Genomic DNA, 14,044 nt, shown 5'->3' on the forward strand with positions numbered 1-14,044 from the left:
CCCCAGCTCATCCACGGTTTAGGCTACCTGAGGGGTGACGGGCTCTCGACCGCCGCCACGGATCAGGCAAGCACCTGGTCCGTGGCACCCCTCAACAATGCACGATTCCAGACACACAAGGGGTGTTCCAGCGGGGTGAGAGGTTGGTGTTTTCTGGAGCACCCCTCATCCGTCGCCTTCGGCGACACCTTCTCCCACAGGGGGAGAAGGGGAGTCCTTCCCCGCCTGGCCCCTTGCCATCCGCCCCTCCTCCGGTGTACCCAATCTCCCTACTCGAACGTCCAGAAAGGAGGGCTGCGTGTTTATCGATCACCATCGTCAGCGTGGCCCGATTTCCGCCCTGCGAGCTTGCTTGCAGGGCTGACCGGACGGTCCGGGTTTTCCCGTTTCGATTTTTGGTCTGCCCTTTCGTGGTGCCGCTAAGCTGATCCGTTGATCAGCCAGCGCACCGTCAAGGTGCATCAGCCGGTTCCCGGCAAGACCAGAGAAATCGTTATGGCCCTGATCAGCCTCAAATCCCTCGGCGTCACCATGAGTGCGCCGCTGTTTTCCAATCTCGACCTCACCATCGCCGCCGGCGACCGGCTCGGCATCGTCGCCGCCAACGGCCGCGGCAAATCCACCTTGCTCAAATGCCTGACCGGCGAGTTGGAAGCCACCAGCGGCGACATCACCCGGTCGCGCGGCCTGCGCGTCGGCCATGTCGAGCAATCAGTCCCCGACGCGCTTCTCGATCGGACCTTCCATCAAGTGGTGGCCGATGCCTTGCCGCCCGACCAGGCCGATAGTGAGCTGTGGCGGGTCGATGTAGTTCTCGACTCCCTCGACGTGCCGGAGCCGATGCGCGAAAGGGCGATGCGCGCTTTGAGCGGCGGCTGGCAGCGATTGGCGCTGATCGCCCGCGCATGGGTCGCCGAACCCGATGTGCTGCTGCTCGACGAGCCGACCAACCATCTCGACCTGGCGAAAATCGGCCAGCTGGAAAACTGGCTGAACGCGCTGCCGCGCGAGGTGCCGGTCATCATCGCCAGCCACGATCGCGCTTTCCTCGACGCCACCACCAACCGCACGCTGTTCCTGCGCCCGGAGCAGTCGCCGGTGTTCTCGCTTCCCTATTCGCGGGCGCGCGAGGCGCTCGATGACGTCGATGCCTCGACGGCGCGCAAGTTCGAGCGCGACATGAAGGTCGCCCAGCAACTCCGCCGCCAGGCGGCCAAGCTCAACAACATCGGCATCAATTCGGGCAGCGACCTGCTGACCGTCAAGACCAAGCAGCTCAACCAGCGGGCGGAGAAGCTGGAAGACGCGGCCATGCCGGCGCACCGCGAGCGTTCGGCAGGCGCCATCAGGCTCGCCAACAGCGGCACCCACGCCAAGGTCATGATCACGCTCGACGACGCGGCAGTGGAAACACCTGACGGCACGCTGCTGTTCCGGACCGGCAAGCGCCACATCTGCCAGGGCGACCGCATCGTGCTGCTCGGCCGCAACGGGGTCGGCAAGTCGCGCTTCGTCACCCTGCTCCGCAACGCCGTCGCCGAGCCGGAAAGCGTACGGAACGTGAAGGTGACGCCGTCGACGATGCTCGGCTACAGCGATCAGGCTCTGTCGGGCATGAGCGGCGGCGACACGCCGCTGGCGATGGTGACACGCAGATTCGACATTGGCGAACAACGCGCCCGCTCGCTGCTCGCCGGCGCCGGCGTTGCCATCGACATGCAGGCGCGCCGGATCGGGCTTTTGTCGGGCGGTCAGAAGGCCCGGCTGGTGATGCTGGCGCTCAGGCTTGCCAATCCCAATTTCTACCTGCTCGACGAGCCGACCAACCATCTCGACATCGACGGCCAGGAAGCGCTGGAGGCGGAACTGCTGGCGCAGCAGGCGAGCTGCGTTCTCGCCTCGCACGACCGCGCCTTCATCCGCGCCGTCGGCAACCGCTTCTGGCTGATCGAGAAACGCCGCCTGACCGAGGTCGACGACCCCGAGGATTTCTTCCGCGCGGTGGCCGAGTGGGGTAACTGAAAAATCTCCGGTCGAAAAAATCCCGGCGATCTGTCGGATAGCCGGGACGCGCCACGTCCTTGGGATGCCGACACGATGATGCCGGCATCAACCAGGGAGAATTCATCATGTCGGTCCTGTCATCCATCGGTCGCATCGCAACCCGGTACGCGGCGACGCGCGCCCGCTACCGCAGCGAGCGTATCCTGCTTTCGCTCCCTGCCGAACTGCGCAAGGACATCGGCGTTCCGGAAATCTTCGACGTGCAGTACAGCCCTCGCGCCGGCGCGGTAACCTGCTCGGCCAGGGTGATTTGACAGGCGACCAGCCCGGCGCGGTTTCGGCGGTTCGAAAAGAATCCGAGGCCCGTGTAGGATCGCGGCCGTCTCGTTCGTCCTGTGGTTCGCAAGGTCAGACCAAAACGCAAAGAGGAGCAGAAAATGACCGACCAGACCCCCGTTCAGCCGGCCGCCAAAGTGCTCGGTGGATTGACCCCCTATCTGCAGCTCGACGGCGCCTTCAAGGCCGCCGAATTCTACAAGAAGGCCTTCGGCGCCGAGCAGGTATTCTTCTATCCGCCGGATGAGCAGGGCCGCACCATGCACATCCATCTCCACATCAACGGCTCGACGCTGATGATCTCCGACTTCTATCCCGAGCACGGCATGTCGCCCGTGAAGCCGCAGGGCTACACGATGCAGCTCCATCTCGGCAGCGACGACATCGAGGCCTGGTGGAAGCGCGCCGTCGACGCCGGCTGCGAGGTCGTCATGCCGCTGCAGGTGATGTTCTGGGGCGACCAGTGGGGCAACATGCGCGATCCGTTCGGTGTCGAATGGGCGATGAACGCGCCTGTCAAGAAGGCATAGGAGAAACACGATGTCCTATGTCGATGGTTTCGTTCTCGCCGTCCCCAAGGCAAATCTCGACGCCTATAAGAAGATGGCTGGGCAAGCAGGCACCATCTGGATGGAGTACGGCGCGCTTTCCTATGTCGAATGCATCGGCGACGACGTGCCCTATGGCGAGCTCACCTCGTTCCCGCGCGCCGTGCAGGCCAAGGACGACGAGGTCGTCGTCTTTGCATGGGTTGTCTACGAGTCGCGAACACGGCGCGACGAAGTGATGGCGAAGATAATGGTCGACGAGCGGCTGAAGGCCGATTGGCCGACAATGCCGTTCGACGGGAAGCGCATGATCTTTGGCGGCTTCCAGACGTTCATCGAGCTTTGAGGAGCTCGGCCCCAAGCTGGGTTGAGATTGAGGTCAGGCCGAGTCGAGAATGGCGGTTCCCGAGAACCGGAGCGGAGCGTACTTAACGTACGTGAGCACCGGAAGCGCAGGGAGCCGCCGTTCGCAGGCCGGCCTCACCTCAATATCAGCCAAGCTTGTCCAGCAGCGGCTTCAGCCTGTCCCCATAACGCTTCCAAAGGTCGACCGAGCCCTGGTACATCGGCTGGCGCACCTGGGCGGCCGAGGCCGTGCGCACGGGACGGTCGGTCTCGTGGAAGGACAGCACCTTGTCGTCCCAGGGCAGGCCGAGATGCGCCATCAGCGCCCGCGTCTGCCCTTCCTGGTCGGCAACGAAATCCTCGTAGCGCACATCGTGAACGACGCCGGGCAGCACGTTGCGCCAATGCGCCATGATGTCGGCATAGAGATTGTGGAAGTCGGCGAGCTCACCGAGATCGTAGCCGTAACGGTGGCTGTCGCCGCGGAAATGCACCTTGTAGATCGACAGGCAGGTGGCCGCCGCATCGCGCGCGCAATGGATGATCTTCGCCTGCGGCAGCATCAGATGGATGAAGCCGACCAGCAGGAAGTTGCCGGGCATCTTGTCGGTGACATGGCGGAAGCCCGGATAGCGGGCATGCAGCATATCGAGATAGGCCTCGCCCGCTTCGCCGAAGGCCTTGTCGGGCATGTCGGCGATGCCTTGCGGAAAGCCGCCCTTCATGGTGAGCGGAAACTGCTTGCCGACCGCCGTCTTCAGGATGCTGAGCTCGCCCGCGCCATAGACCTGCGGATGGCTGGCGATGATCTGCTCGACCAGCGTGGTGCCGGAACGCGGCATACCGACGACGAAGATCGGGGTGTCGTCGGCGATCGAACTTGGCTTGTGCTTTTCGTAGAACGCCCTATCGAACGTCGCCTTCATCGCCTCGAATTCATCGCGCGTCCTCGCCGGATCGTAGTCGATGCCGGTGCGGCGGATGGCATTGCCCTCGGCGAAATAGTCGAAGGCGCGGGGATAATCCTTAAGGTCGTCATTGGCCTTGCCGAGGCCGAAGGAAAGCTGCATGCGCGCCAGGCTTCCCTGCGGCGCCTTGGCGTGTTGCGCCTCCATGCCGACGAGTTCGGCGTCGCGCTCGGTCTGGCGCTTGACCTGCGTCAGCAGCAGCCATGCCCTTGCCATGGCGGGAGCGATCGCCAGCGCCTGCCGGGCGAGGTCGGCCGCCTCGTCCAGCTTGCCCTTCTCCATCATGCCGACGCCCAGTCCGTACAGCAGGTCGGCGTCCTTCGGCCGGATCGCCAGCGCCTCGCGGAACACCGCGATCGCCTCGTCCAGCCGCCCCGCCTCCTGCAGCGTCTCGGCCAGCCCGATGCGGGCGCGCACATGGAACGGATTGCGGCCGATCGTGCCGCGATAGATGTCTTCGGCGCCCTCGAACTGGCCGAGTTGCTTCAGCGCCGAGCCGAGATTGTCGCGCACCGCCAGCTGGTCCGGCCGCAACGTCACCGCCTTGCGGAACCAATCGACCGCAGCCGCGACGCGGCCGAGGTCGCGCAGCACGGTACCCAGATTGTTGAGGAAATCGGGATTGCCGGGCTGCAGGCGCACCGACTGCTCGATCAGCGCCAGCCCCTCTTCGCCGCGCCCGGTCTGGTGCAGCAGAAGCCCGAGGAAATGCGCGGCCGCGGCATGGTTCGCCTTTTGCGCCAGCACCTGGCGGTAGAGAATCTCCGCCTCTTGCCGACGGCCGGCCTGATGCAGTTGCAGCGCCTGCTGCACGCGCTGATCGAGCCCCAGCGTCTGCCCGCCAGGGCCGGAACCCGCGCCTCGTCTTGGATCTCTGGTGATGGGAAACCTGCCGTGTTTGTCCGCTTGCCGGACCTAAGCCATGCGGCCGGCAGTTTCAAGACGCAACGGCTTCGCCGGTCGCAGATGGAGATGGCCATCTCCTCGGCAAAAAGGAGATGGGATCTGCCGCCGCAAGGCCTCGCCGCTCGCGACGACGAGGCCTTGCTTGCTCAGCACGGGCCGTCACCGATGATGCGATAGTCCGCGGCGCGGGCCTCGCATCCATTCGGGAAGGTGCGCAATTGCCCGCCGCGGCGGGCGCAGACCGGAGCGTATTCGCGGGTGCAGAAGGTCGGCTCGTCGCCACCGCCGCCCCCACCGCCGTCGCGGCATGGGCCATCGCGCACGATGCGATACCCGGCCCGGTCGGCAAGGCAGGCATTGGCGAAGGTCTGGCGGTCGCCGCCGCGGCGGGCGCAGACCGGCTCATACTCCCTGGTGCAGAATTGCGGCTCCGGCCTTGGCGGGCGCGGTCCAGGACCTTCGTCAACCACCACCGTGCAGGCTGCTAGAAGTGCCGACAGGAACAGGAGAGCAAAGCCCTGTCGCGAGAAAAGCGTCGCAATAAATCTCATGAATACCTCCCGGCGCATGGGTCCGAAGAGCATGCGCAAACCAAAGTGCAATGACCCCCGCTCCGGCGCAAAACACGCCTGCCGATCCTCGCCATTCCTCTGACAAATGCAACCCCCGTTTGCGGACGAAATGGCGCCGCCGCTGGCGCCGTCCGGCCACCCGCGAGGGGCCGCTGGCCCATGCGTGGCCGGGCTCTGGCCGATGACCGGGGCATGGGGCCGGGTCTATCGAAGCGCTGCGTCGGGGGCGCCCATCGGGCCCACCCGCGGCGCTGTCTTGCAACCATCACGTTTCCGTGCGATAAATTCCGTGTTCGGGCATTTGCGACCCGGAGAGCGGAACGTTTTGGACGACCTTTCCCCGATACTGTGAATCTCTGACGGCCCCGTTTTTCGGCGGGGGGTTTGACCATGCGCCAATGCATGACTGCCGAAGCAACCACCGGGACATGCCCAAGGCGCCAGCGGCGGGCAAACCATATGACTGACACGGGTGAGAGGAGTTTCCCCCAATGGCCCAGACCGGCACCGTAAAGTTTTTCAACGCCACCAAAGGCTTCGGCTTCATCACGCCTGACGGCGGCGCCAAGGATGTGTTCGTCCATATCTCGGCGATCGAGGCTTCGGGCCTGCGCACCCTGGTCGACGGCCAGAAGGTCACCTTCGACGTCGAGCCCGACCGCATGGGCAAGGGTCCGAAGGCGGTCAATCTCCGCGCTGCCTGATCGATCGATCTGGGGCATCGCCCGCGCGGAGGAGCGATGGCGCGCTGCAAGGTCGTGAACCGGCTTCCGAGCCGGGCTGAATTCTCGAAGGCGCGACGGTCACCGTCGCGCCTTTTCCATGCCCGGTGGAAGGCTCGCCGAACGGTACCGGGCATTCGGCTAACGGCGTGCACCAAAACGACAATTTGGATCACGGCACGCGAAGCGCGGCGGACGCAAAGCGCTGCCAAAATGCCTGCCGGGCGGGGCAAAAACTTTCTCTTGCCGATAGCGCTAAAATAAAGGACAAATTTCCACTCGGGCATTTGCCGGCCCGAAACTGGACTTTATGGGATCATAAGGAGCTTCCCATGCCGCAGACCGGCACCGTCAAGTTCTTCAATCATGCCAAAGGCTTCGGCTTCATCACGCCGGACGATGGCGCGAAGGATGTCTTCGTCCATATTTCGGCCGTGCAGGCGTCGGGTCTTCCCGGTCTTGAGGATGGGCAGAAAGTGACATTCGACACCGAGCCGGACAAGCGCGGCAAGGGTCCGAAGGCCGTCAACCTGTCGATCGGCTGAGCCGGTTCAGGACAGACCTGGCGGAGACTGATGAGGCGGGTCCGCTCTCGCCGGGTCTATGGTTTTGCGCAAGCAATCGAAATGTCAGGCCGGATTTCGTTCAGCCTCCGTTCAGCCACGGTCTCTTATTAACCTTTGCTAAAGCCGGTCCGCATCCCCCCGAAAGTACACGGGCCGGCGCGAAGGAGACCGAAATGAATCGAATTCTCAAGACCGCCATTCTGTCCACCGGCATCGCCGCGACCATATTGGCCACCTTGCCGGCGGCCAATGCCGATGACTGGCGCTGGCGCCGTCACCATCACAACCACAACGACGCCCTCGCCGCCGGCGTTGTCGGCCTTGCTGCCGGCGCCCTGATCGCCGGCGCGTTGAGCAACCCGCAGCCTCGCTACAACAGCTATTACGAGCCGGGCTACGACGACTATGACTACCGCTATGTGCGGCCGGCTCCGGTTCGCCGCTATTATGCGCAGCCGCGCGTCGTCTATGCCGACCGCTATGCGGAACCGTGGACCCGTGCCTGGTACGAATACTGCTCGGACCGCTATCGCACCTTCAATTCCCGCACCGGTACCTTCACCGGCAATGATGGCGAGCAGCACTTCTGCGTCGCCAACTGAGGCTTCCCTGCCCCAAACAGGAAAGCGCTGACCGCAAGGCCAGCGCTTTTTTGTTTGGGGTCCTTTAGGCGCTCACCCAGGGGGTGTTGAGATTCAGGTCAGGAACGGATTGGTGCGGCGCTCCTCGCCGAAGCGGCCGCCGGGGCCGTGGCCGCAGATGAAGCCGATGTCGTCGCCGAGCGGCAGAAGCTTGTCCTTGATCGAAGCAATCAGCGCGGCGTGGTCGCCGCCGGGCAGGTCGGTGCGCCCGATCGAGCCGCGAAACAGCACGTCGCCGACATGGGCGAACTTGGCCGCGCGGTTGAAGTAGACGACGTGGCCCGGCGCATGGCCAGGGCAATGCAGGACCTCGAAGACATGCTCCCCGAACGAGACCGCCTCGCCCTCGGCGAGGAAGCGGTCCGGCACGCAGTTGCGCACCGCGTCGGTGATGCCGAAGCGCTTGGCCTGGTTTTCGAGGTTGGCGAGCAGCGGCCTGTCGGCCTCGTGCGGGCCAATGATATCGACGCCGAGCGCCTCCTTCAGTTCCATCGCGCCTCCGGCATGGTCGACATGGCCATGGGTGATCCAGATAGCGCCAGCCCTGATGTCATTGTCCTTCAGCACCGCCAGCACCTTGTCGACATCGCCGCCGGGGTCGACCACGACTCCCTGTCTGTCGTCCATGTCGAAGAGGATCGTGCAGTTCTGCTGGAAGGGCGTGACCGGCACGATGCCGGCGTTGAGCTGACCCATGATTGTCCTTTCGCTGTGTCTGCCCCGATGTAGAGACACATGCGAACGGCGTCCACCGGCAGTGACGATCTCGATGAGCCGAAAACAAATGGGCGGCCGAAGCCGCCCATGCGAAAAGCCCGAACCTGGCAGGCCTATTTCTTCATCGCATTCAGGACCGCGCCGATGATGCCGGTCAGGATGGCGCCGCCGCCCGCGCCGCCAACGATGTTTGGAATGTTCAACGCGCTGCCCAATCCGCCTGCCGCCGCGGCAGCCGCCGCCGGATCGATCGTGCCACCGCCGAGCAGGCTGCCGAGGATCGCCGCGCCGCCGACGCCACCGATGGCACCGCCCAGGATTTTGGGAAGCTGACCCAGCGCCGCTTGCTTCAGCGCCGCGCCCACTGCCTGACCACCAATGATACCCGTAATCACCTGAACAACGATCGCAACGAGCGTGTTCGTATCCATGTTAACAGTCCCTCCATGACTGCCAGCCTCCTCGGGCCGACGTCATCATGAGACGCTGAATTGGCCGAAAGTCAAATGCACTGGGGCTTAAATAAAAGGGGCGGCCTGAAAACCGCCCCTGTAAGACAAAAAAGCTGTGACTTATCGCTATTCTGCGGCGATCGCATGCTTTGGTTGCACTGCAGCAGAATAGTCATTCATCAGCGACTTGGCGATCTCGCCAACCTCGAATCGGTATGGACCGATCTCCGAAACCGGCGTCACTTCGGCTGCCGTGCCGGTGAGGAAGCACTGCTCGAAGCCCTCGAGTTCTTCCGGCATGATTGCGCGCTCGATCACCTCCAGGCCGCGTTCCTTGGCCAGCCCGATCACGGTGCGACGGGTAATGCCGTCGAGGAAGCAGTCGGGCTTCGGCGTATGGATCTTGCCGTCCTTGACGAAGAAGATGTTGGCGCCGGTCGCCTCGGCGACCTGGCCGCGCCAGTCCAGCATCATGGCGTCGGCATAGCCCTTGGCCTCGGCGGCATGCTTGGACAGCGTGCAGATCATGTAGAGGCCGGCGGCCTTCGACTTCGACGGCGCGGTGCGCGGATCGGGCCGGCGCCATTCGGCGAGGTCGAGGCGAATGCCCTTCAGTTTCTGCGCCGGGTCGAAATAGCTCGGCCACTGCCAGATGGCGATGGCGCAGTTGATGCGGTTGTTCTGCGCCGAAACGCCCATCTGCTCGCTGCCGCGCCAGGCGATCGGGCGCACATAGGCGTCCTGGAAGCCCTGCTTCTTCAACAGCGTGCGGCAGGCGTCGTCGAGTTCGGCGACCGTGTAGGGGATCTTGAAGCCGAGCAGGCGCGCCGATTCATGCAGGCGCTCGGTATGCTCGGTGAGCTTGAAGATCTCGCCGCCATAGGCGCGCTCGCCCTCGAAGACGGCGCTGGCATAGTGCAGGCCATGGGTCAGCACATGAATCTTGGCGTCGGCCCACGCGACGAACTCGCCGTTCATCCAGATGAAGCCGTCCAGTTGGTCGAAAGGAACGGATGCCATGGAAACCTCCCGCGGGCGAAAGCCCGCACATCGTTGTATCGTGTGTTTCGTGTCGGCCGCGGCACGCGGCCGGGGTCCGAAAGCGTAGGCGGATATCAAAGGTATGGCAAACTCAGGAAGTTCCGGAAAAACGGCTCCCCCTTGCCTTTTCGTTCGCAATCCGCCGAAAAGCTTGTCAAAAATTACCATTGCCGGGAAATTACGTCAATAGTACTGACATAATTCCCCTTCGCATGGAGACAAGATGACGGATCAGAGCAATGCCGCCGGCAAACCGATCAGGACGGCGATCACCGACGAGGACGGCATCGACTTCGCCATCATCGAGCTGCTTTTCTTTGCCTATCGCGACTTCACTTCCGATCCGGACCAGATTCTGGCCGACTACGGCTTCGGCCGCGCCCATCACCGTGTCCTGCATTTCGTCAACCGCAGGCCTGGCCTGACCGTCGCCGAATTGCTCGACGTGCTCAAGATCACCAAGCAGAGCCTGGCGCGCGTGCTCAAGCAGCTCATCGACACCGACCATATCGTCCAGTTGCAAGGACCGCGCGACCGCCGCCAGCGCGAACTTTACCCGACCGCCAAGGGCCGCGCCCTGGCCCTGGCGCTGGCGCGGCCACAGTCACGCCGCATCCATGCTGCATTGGAGGATTCCGGTGCCGCCGACCGCGCCTCGATCGAACGTTTCCTGGAAGCGATGGTCAATCCGGAACTAAGAGCGCAGATCGACATTGTGCCTGCGAAAATATCGGGGAAGAGCCATGGAGACCATTGAGAGGGTTGATCATCCGACAGTGCCGGACGATGACGCGCCGCATCTGCTTGTCGTCGATGACGACACCCGTATCCGCAACCTGCTCAAGCAGTACCTGTCCGAAAACGGCTTCCGCGTCACCGTCGCCGGCAATTCTGGCGAGGCCCGGCGCAAGCTCGCCGGCCTCGATTTCGACCTGCTCGTGCTCGACGTGATGATGCCGGGCGAAACCGGCGTCGACCTCACCAAGGCGCTCAGGGCCGAAAAGAACGTGCCGATCCTGATGCTGACCGCGCTGTCCGAAACCGACAGCCGCATCACCGGATTGGAGGCCGGCGCGGACGACTATCTGCCGAAGCCGTTCGACCCGCGCGAGCTGATCCTGCGCATCAACAACATCCTGCGCCGCGGCGGCCCGGTGGCGACGCCCAAGGTCGAGCAGCTGGTGTTCGGCCCCTACACCTTCCAGATCGCCAGGCGCGAGCTGAAGCGTGGCGGCGAGGCGCTGAAGCTGACCGACCGCGAGCAGGAGATCCTGGCGATCTTTGCCGCGCGCGCCGGCGAGACGATACCGCGCCATGAACTGGTCGGCGACGAGTCGGACGTCGGCGAGCGCACCATCGATGTCCAGATCAACCGGCTGCGCCGCAAGATCGAGCGCGACCCGTCCAACCCGGTCTGGCTGCAGACGGTGCGCGGTATTGGGTATCGGCTCAGCGTGGAATAGATTATCTGTAAGGCCCTTTGCTGAACGGCCGTTGACGAGCGGAAGGGCGGATGGCGACCACGCAACTGGAAAGGCCGGGAAATGACGGCTTGAGCGATCGCGCGATGCGAGTGCTGAAAGCCATGTCGCGCGCCTGGAACCGGTTCTGGCGCCTGGTCGCGCTATACATGCCGAAGCGGCTCTACGCCCGCTCCCTGATCATCGTCATCGCTCCAATGATCCTGCTGCAGTCGGTCGTCGCCTTCGTCTTCATGGAACGCCACTGGCAGACCGTGACGCAGCGCCTGTCACAGGCGACCGTGCGCGACATCGCCGCCATCATCGACATGATGGAAACCTATCCGCACGATGCCGACTACGCCAACATCATCCGCATCGCCCAGGATCGCATGCAGCTCAAGGTCGACCTTTTGCCGCCCGATCCGCTGCCGCCGCCCGGACCGAAACCGTTCTTCTCGATCCTCGACGAGATCCTCTCGGCCGAGATCACCCGCCAGATCAACCGGCCGTTCTGGATCGACACCGTCGGCAATTCCAACATCGTCGAGGTCCGCGTCCAGCTCGAAGGCAAGGTGCTGCGCGTCTTCGTGCGCCGCAGCCAGGCCTATGCCTCCAACACCCACATCTTCCTGATCTGGATGGTCGGCACCTCGCTGGTGCTGCTGATGATCGCCATTCCTTTCCTGCGCAACCAGATCCGGCCGATCCTGACGCTTGCCGAGGCCGCCGAGAGCTTCGGCAAAGGACGGCCGATGCCGCGGGATTTCCGCCCGCGCGGCGCCGAGGAGGTTCGCCGCGCCGGCTTTGCCTTCATCCAGATGCGCGAGCGCATCGAACGCCAGATCGAGCAGCGCACCGCCATGCTGACCGGCGTCAGTCATGACCTCAGGACCATCCTCACCCGCTTCAAGCTGCAGCTGGCGCTGGCGCCCGGCAAGGCCGAGACCAAGGCGGCGCTCGACCAGGACATCGACGACATGCAGTCGATGCTCGAGGGCTATCTCGCCTTCGCCCGCGGCGAGGCATCGGAGGACCCCGGCCGTTTCGACCTCGACGCCTATTTCCAGAAACTCGGCGAGGAGGCGGCGCTGCGCAAATGCAAGCTGTCGACCACGCTTGTCGGCGATCCGCACGTGCATGTGCGTCCGAACGCCTTCGCCCGGCTCTTGTCCAACGTCATCGGCAACGCCTTCCGCTATGCGAGGACCGTGGAGATCAACGCCGATCACAGAGGCGGTTCGCTTCAAGTCACCGTCGATGACAACGGGCCGGGCATTCCGCGCGAAAAGCGCGAGGAAGTGTTCAAGCCCTTCCTGCGGCTCGACGAGGCGCGCAATCTCGACGCCAGCGGGACCGGCCTTGGCCTCTCCATCGCCCGCGATATCGCCCGCAGTCATGGCGGCGACATCATGCTGGAAGACAGCCCGCTTGGCGGCCTGCGCGCGGTAATCAAGGTTCCGGCCTAGCCCGGGGTTTCCAAGCAAGAATTGCCGGCTTCATCCGCTCGTCATGAAACCATGGTGAAGAGCGCGCATGAAACGTGTGACTTTAGTTGATTCGGCCCTGCCGCCCCGGTTCGAGCCCGCGCCTTCAAGGGTGCGCTGGAGCGAAGCGCGGGCTGCCGCCTGGTCTCCGTTCCGGCATCGTATCAAGGCAAAAGACGACCTTTCCAGCAAAGGGCCGCCATGCGCATCGGGATCGCCATGCGTATCCTGATGGTCACCGACGCCTGGCGTCCGCAAGTCAACGGCGTCGTCCATACGCTGGAGCGGCTCACCGAAACGCTGAAATCCTTCGACGTCGAACTGGATTTCCTGACCCCGAACATCTTCCGCACCTTGCCGCTGCCGACCTATCCCGACATCCGCCTCGCGCTGACTACGCCCGGCCACGTCGCGCGCCTGATCGATCGGCGCAAGGCCGACCACATCCATATCGTCACCGAAGGTCCGCTGGGCATCATGGCCAGGCGCTATTGCCGCAATGCCGGCCGTCCCTTCACCACCAGCTACCACACCCGCTTTCCCGAATATCTGAGCGCCCGGCTGCCGGTGCCCGAGAGCTGGGCCTATCGCTGGCTGCGCGATTTCCACAATTCCGGTCAGGGCACGCTGGTCGCCACCCAGTCGCTGGCGGACGATCTTGCCGCGCGCGGCTTCAACAAGCTGAAGCCCTGGACGCGCGGCGTCGATACCGACCATTTCCGGCCGGACAAGCGCAAGGACATGGGATTTCCCGGTCCGGTCTTCCTCTGCGTCGGCCGCGTCGCGATCGAGAAGAACCTGGGCGCCTTCCTCGACCTCGATTTGCCTGGCAGCAAGGTCGTCGTCGGCGAAGGGCCGGAGCTGGCGAAGCTCAAGGCACGCTATCCCAACGCCCATTTCCTTGGCCATCGCCCGAATGACGAACTGGCCGAGATCTATGCCTCGGCCGACGTCTTCGTCTTCCCCAGCCGCACCGACACCTTCGGCAACGTCATCATCGAGGCGCTGGCCAGCGGTACGCCGGTCGCCGCCTATCCGGTCACCGGACCGATCGACATTGTCGGCGACGGCGTCGGCGGCGCGGTCTCCGAAGATTTGCGTGAGGCCGCCCTTGCCGCGCTCCACGTCGACCGCAACGAGGCGCGCCAGCGCGCCATGCGCTACAGCTGGACGGCTTGCGCGGAAATGTTCCTCGACACGGTCGAGGAAGCGCTGGGAACGACGCGCAAGCTGGCGGCCTGACCGTTGGCAGTTGTGTGGCCTCTTCAATCCCGCCCTC

16 protein-coding genes are annotated in these 14,044 nt (G+C 64.1%); 11 read left to right on the forward strand and 5 right to left on the reverse strand.

What is annotated here, in order from left to right; translation table 11 throughout:
- Positions 1-495: 495 nt before the first annotated feature.
- The 4 genes from EN846_RS06765 to EN846_RS06780 all read left to right on the forward strand — a co-directional run bounded on the left by EN846_RS06765 (position 496) and on the right by EN846_RS06780 (position 3,234).
- The gene (locus EN846_RS06765; RefSeq protein ID WP_127393679.1) at positions 496-2,022 is read left to right on the forward strand and encodes an ABC-F family ATP-binding cassette domain-containing protein; all 1,527 of its coding nucleotides are present in this window, start codon (positions 496-498) and stop codon (positions 2,020-2,022) included.
- Positions 2,023-2,129: 107 nt separating this feature from the next.
- Positions 2,130-2,318, forward strand: coding sequence for a hypothetical protein (locus EN846_RS06770; protein ID WP_127393678.1), 189 nt, complete (start codon positions 2,130-2,132; stop codon positions 2,316-2,318).
- 123 nt (positions 2,319-2,441) lie between these two features.
- Entirely contained in the window at positions 2,442-2,870 is a 429-nt protein-coding gene (locus tag EN846_RS06775; protein WP_127286563.1) for a glyoxalase/bleomycin resistance/extradiol dioxygenase family protein, read from the forward strand.
- A gap of 10 nt (positions 2,871-2,880) precedes the next feature.
- Positions 2,881-3,234: a DUF1428 family protein gene (locus EN846_RS06780; RefSeq protein ID WP_127393677.1), complete on the forward strand. Its 354-nt coding sequence runs from the start codon at positions 2,881-2,883 to the stop codon at positions 3,232-3,234.
- A gap of 145 nt (positions 3,235-3,379) precedes the next feature.
- Here EN846_RS06780 and EN846_RS06785 read toward each other — a convergent pair whose 3' ends face one another.
- Together EN846_RS06785 and EN846_RS06790 are read right to left on the reverse strand one after the other, a co-directional pair.
- The gene (locus tag EN846_RS06785; protein WP_127309562.1) at positions 3,380-5,014 is read right to left on the reverse strand and encodes a sulfotransferase; all 1,635 of its coding nucleotides are present in this window, start codon (positions 5,012-5,014) and stop codon (positions 3,380-3,382) included.
- A 239-nt stretch (positions 5,015-5,253) separates the two neighbouring features.
- The gene (locus EN846_RS06790) at positions 5,254-5,658 is read right to left on the reverse strand and encodes a Kazal-type serine protease inhibitor (RefSeq protein ID WP_128346362.1); all 405 of its coding nucleotides are present in this window, start codon (positions 5,656-5,658) and stop codon (positions 5,254-5,256) included.
- 512 nt (positions 5,659-6,170) lie between these two features.
- Between EN846_RS06790 and EN846_RS06795 the strand changes: the two genes are divergently transcribed.
- The 3 genes from EN846_RS06795 (at position 6,171) to EN846_RS06805 (ending at position 7,569) form a co-directional block, all read left to right on the forward strand.
- The gene (locus EN846_RS06795; RefSeq protein ID WP_006202520.1) at positions 6,171-6,383 is read left to right on the forward strand and encodes a cold-shock protein; all 213 of its coding nucleotides are present in this window, start codon (positions 6,171-6,173) and stop codon (positions 6,381-6,383) included.
- A 350-nt stretch (positions 6,384-6,733) separates the two neighbouring features.
- Entirely contained in the window at positions 6,734-6,946 is a 213-nt protein-coding gene (locus EN846_RS06800; RefSeq protein WP_006202521.1) for a cold-shock protein, read from the forward strand.
- 194 nt (positions 6,947-7,140) lie between these two features.
- Positions 7,141-7,569, forward strand: coding sequence for a BA14K family protein (locus tag EN846_RS06805; RefSeq protein ID WP_127286567.1), 429 nt, complete (start codon positions 7,141-7,143; stop codon positions 7,567-7,569).
- A 93-nt stretch (positions 7,570-7,662) separates the two neighbouring features.
- Here EN846_RS06805 and EN846_RS06810 read toward each other — a convergent pair whose 3' ends face one another.
- The 3 genes from EN846_RS06810 to EN846_RS06820 all read right to left on the reverse strand — a co-directional run bounded on the left by EN846_RS06810 (position 7,663) and on the right by EN846_RS06820 (position 9,797).
- Positions 7,663-8,304 (reverse strand): MBL fold metallo-hydrolase, encoded by a 642-nt coding sequence (locus EN846_RS06810; protein ID WP_127393549.1) that lies wholly within the window; start codon positions 8,302-8,304, stop codon positions 7,663-7,665.
- Positions 8,305-8,438: 134 nt separating this feature from the next.
- Positions 8,439-8,756: a hypothetical protein gene (locus EN846_RS06815; protein WP_127285890.1), complete on the reverse strand. Its 318-nt coding sequence runs from the start codon at positions 8,754-8,756 to the stop codon at positions 8,439-8,441.
- A 147-nt stretch (positions 8,757-8,903) separates the two neighbouring features.
- Positions 8,904-9,797, reverse strand: coding sequence for a branched-chain amino acid aminotransferase (locus tag EN846_RS06820; RefSeq protein WP_127285889.1), 894 nt, complete (start codon positions 9,795-9,797; stop codon positions 8,904-8,906).
- Positions 9,798-10,041: 244 nt separating this feature from the next.
- Between EN846_RS06820 and EN846_RS06825 the strand changes: the two genes are divergently transcribed.
- The 4 genes from EN846_RS06825 to EN846_RS06840 all read left to right on the forward strand — a co-directional run bounded on the left by EN846_RS06825 (position 10,042) and on the right by EN846_RS06840 (position 14,007).
- Positions 10,042-10,575: a MarR family transcriptional regulator gene (locus EN846_RS06825; protein ID WP_127285888.1), complete on the forward strand. Its 534-nt coding sequence runs from the start codon at positions 10,042-10,044 to the stop codon at positions 10,573-10,575.
- Positions 10,562-11,281: a response regulator transcription factor gene (locus EN846_RS06830; protein ID WP_127393548.1), complete on the forward strand. Its 720-nt coding sequence runs from the start codon at positions 10,562-10,564 to the stop codon at positions 11,279-11,281. Before EN846_RS06825 ends, EN846_RS06830 begins: the two co-directional genes overlap by 14 nt.
- A 50-nt stretch (positions 11,282-11,331) precedes the next feature.
- Entirely contained in the window at positions 11,332-12,747 is a 1,416-nt protein-coding gene (locus tag EN846_RS06835; RefSeq protein WP_127285887.1) for an ATP-binding protein, read from the forward strand.
- Positions 12,748-12,984: 237 nt separating this feature from the next.
- Entirely contained in the window at positions 12,985-14,007 is a 1,023-nt protein-coding gene (locus tag EN846_RS06840; RefSeq protein ID WP_127392949.1) for a glycosyltransferase family 1 protein, read from the forward strand.
- Positions 14,008-14,044 lie beyond the last annotated feature (37 nt).

The sequence above is a fragment of the Mesorhizobium sp. M4B.F.Ca.ET.203.01.1.1 genome (assembly GCF_004791025.1).
In the GTDB taxonomy this organism is placed as follows: Bacteria; Pseudomonadota; Alphaproteobacteria; order Rhizobiales; family Rhizobiaceae; genus Mesorhizobium; species Mesorhizobium abyssinicae.

What these genes read in the sequence shown, in the direction of transcription:
- EN846_RS06770 (WP_127393678.1), top strand. Translation starts at nt 2,130, where the DNA reads ATGTCGGTCCTGTCATCCATCGGTCGCATCGCAACCCGGTACGCGGCG.
- EN846_RS06800 (WP_006202521.1), top strand. Translation starts at nt 6,734, where the DNA reads ATGCCGCAGACCGGCACCGTCAAGTTCTTCAATCATGCCAAAGGCTTC.
- EN846_RS06820 (WP_127285889.1), bottom strand. Translation starts at nt 9,797, where the DNA reads ATGGCATCCGTTCCTTTCGACCAACTGGACGGCTTCATCTGGATGAAC.
- EN846_RS06810 (WP_127393549.1), bottom strand. Translation starts at nt 8,304, where the DNA reads ATGGGTCAGCTCAACGCCGGCATCGTGCCGGTCACGCCCTTCCAGCAG.
- EN846_RS06795 (WP_006202520.1), top strand. Translation starts at nt 6,171, where the DNA reads ATGGCCCAGACCGGCACCGTAAAGTTTTTCAACGCCACCAAAGGCTTC.
- EN846_RS06825 (WP_127285888.1), top strand. Translation starts at nt 10,042, where the DNA reads ATGACGGATCAGAGCAATGCCGCCGGCAAACCGATCAGGACGGCGATC.
- EN846_RS06840 (WP_127392949.1), top strand. Translation starts at nt 12,985, where the DNA reads ATGCGTATCCTGATGGTCACCGACGCCTGGCGTCCGCAAGTCAACGGC.
- EN846_RS06790 (WP_128346362.1), bottom strand. Translation starts at nt 5,658, where the DNA reads ATGAGATTTATTGCGACGCTTTTCTCGCGACAGGGCTTTGCTCTCCTG.
- EN846_RS06775 (WP_127286563.1), top strand. Translation starts at nt 2,442, where the DNA reads ATGACCGACCAGACCCCCGTTCAGCCGGCCGCCAAAGTGCTCGGTGGA.
- EN846_RS06830 (WP_127393548.1), top strand. Translation starts at nt 10,562, where the DNA reads ATGGAGACCATTGAGAGGGTTGATCATCCGACAGTGCCGGACGATGAC.
- EN846_RS06765 (WP_127393679.1), top strand. Translation starts at nt 496, where the DNA reads ATGGCCCTGATCAGCCTCAAATCCCTCGGCGTCACCATGAGTGCGCCG.
- EN846_RS06835 (WP_127285887.1), top strand. Translation starts at nt 11,332, where the DNA reads ATGGCGACCACGCAACTGGAAAGGCCGGGAAATGACGGCTTGAGCGAT.
- EN846_RS06815 (WP_127285890.1), bottom strand. Translation starts at nt 8,756, where the DNA reads ATGGATACGAACACGCTCGTTGCGATCGTTGTTCAGGTGATTACGGGT.
- EN846_RS06780 (WP_127393677.1), top strand. Translation starts at nt 2,881, where the DNA reads ATGTCCTATGTCGATGGTTTCGTTCTCGCCGTCCCCAAGGCAAATCTC.
- EN846_RS06805 (WP_127286567.1), top strand. Translation starts at nt 7,141, where the DNA reads ATGAATCGAATTCTCAAGACCGCCATTCTGTCCACCGGCATCGCCGCG.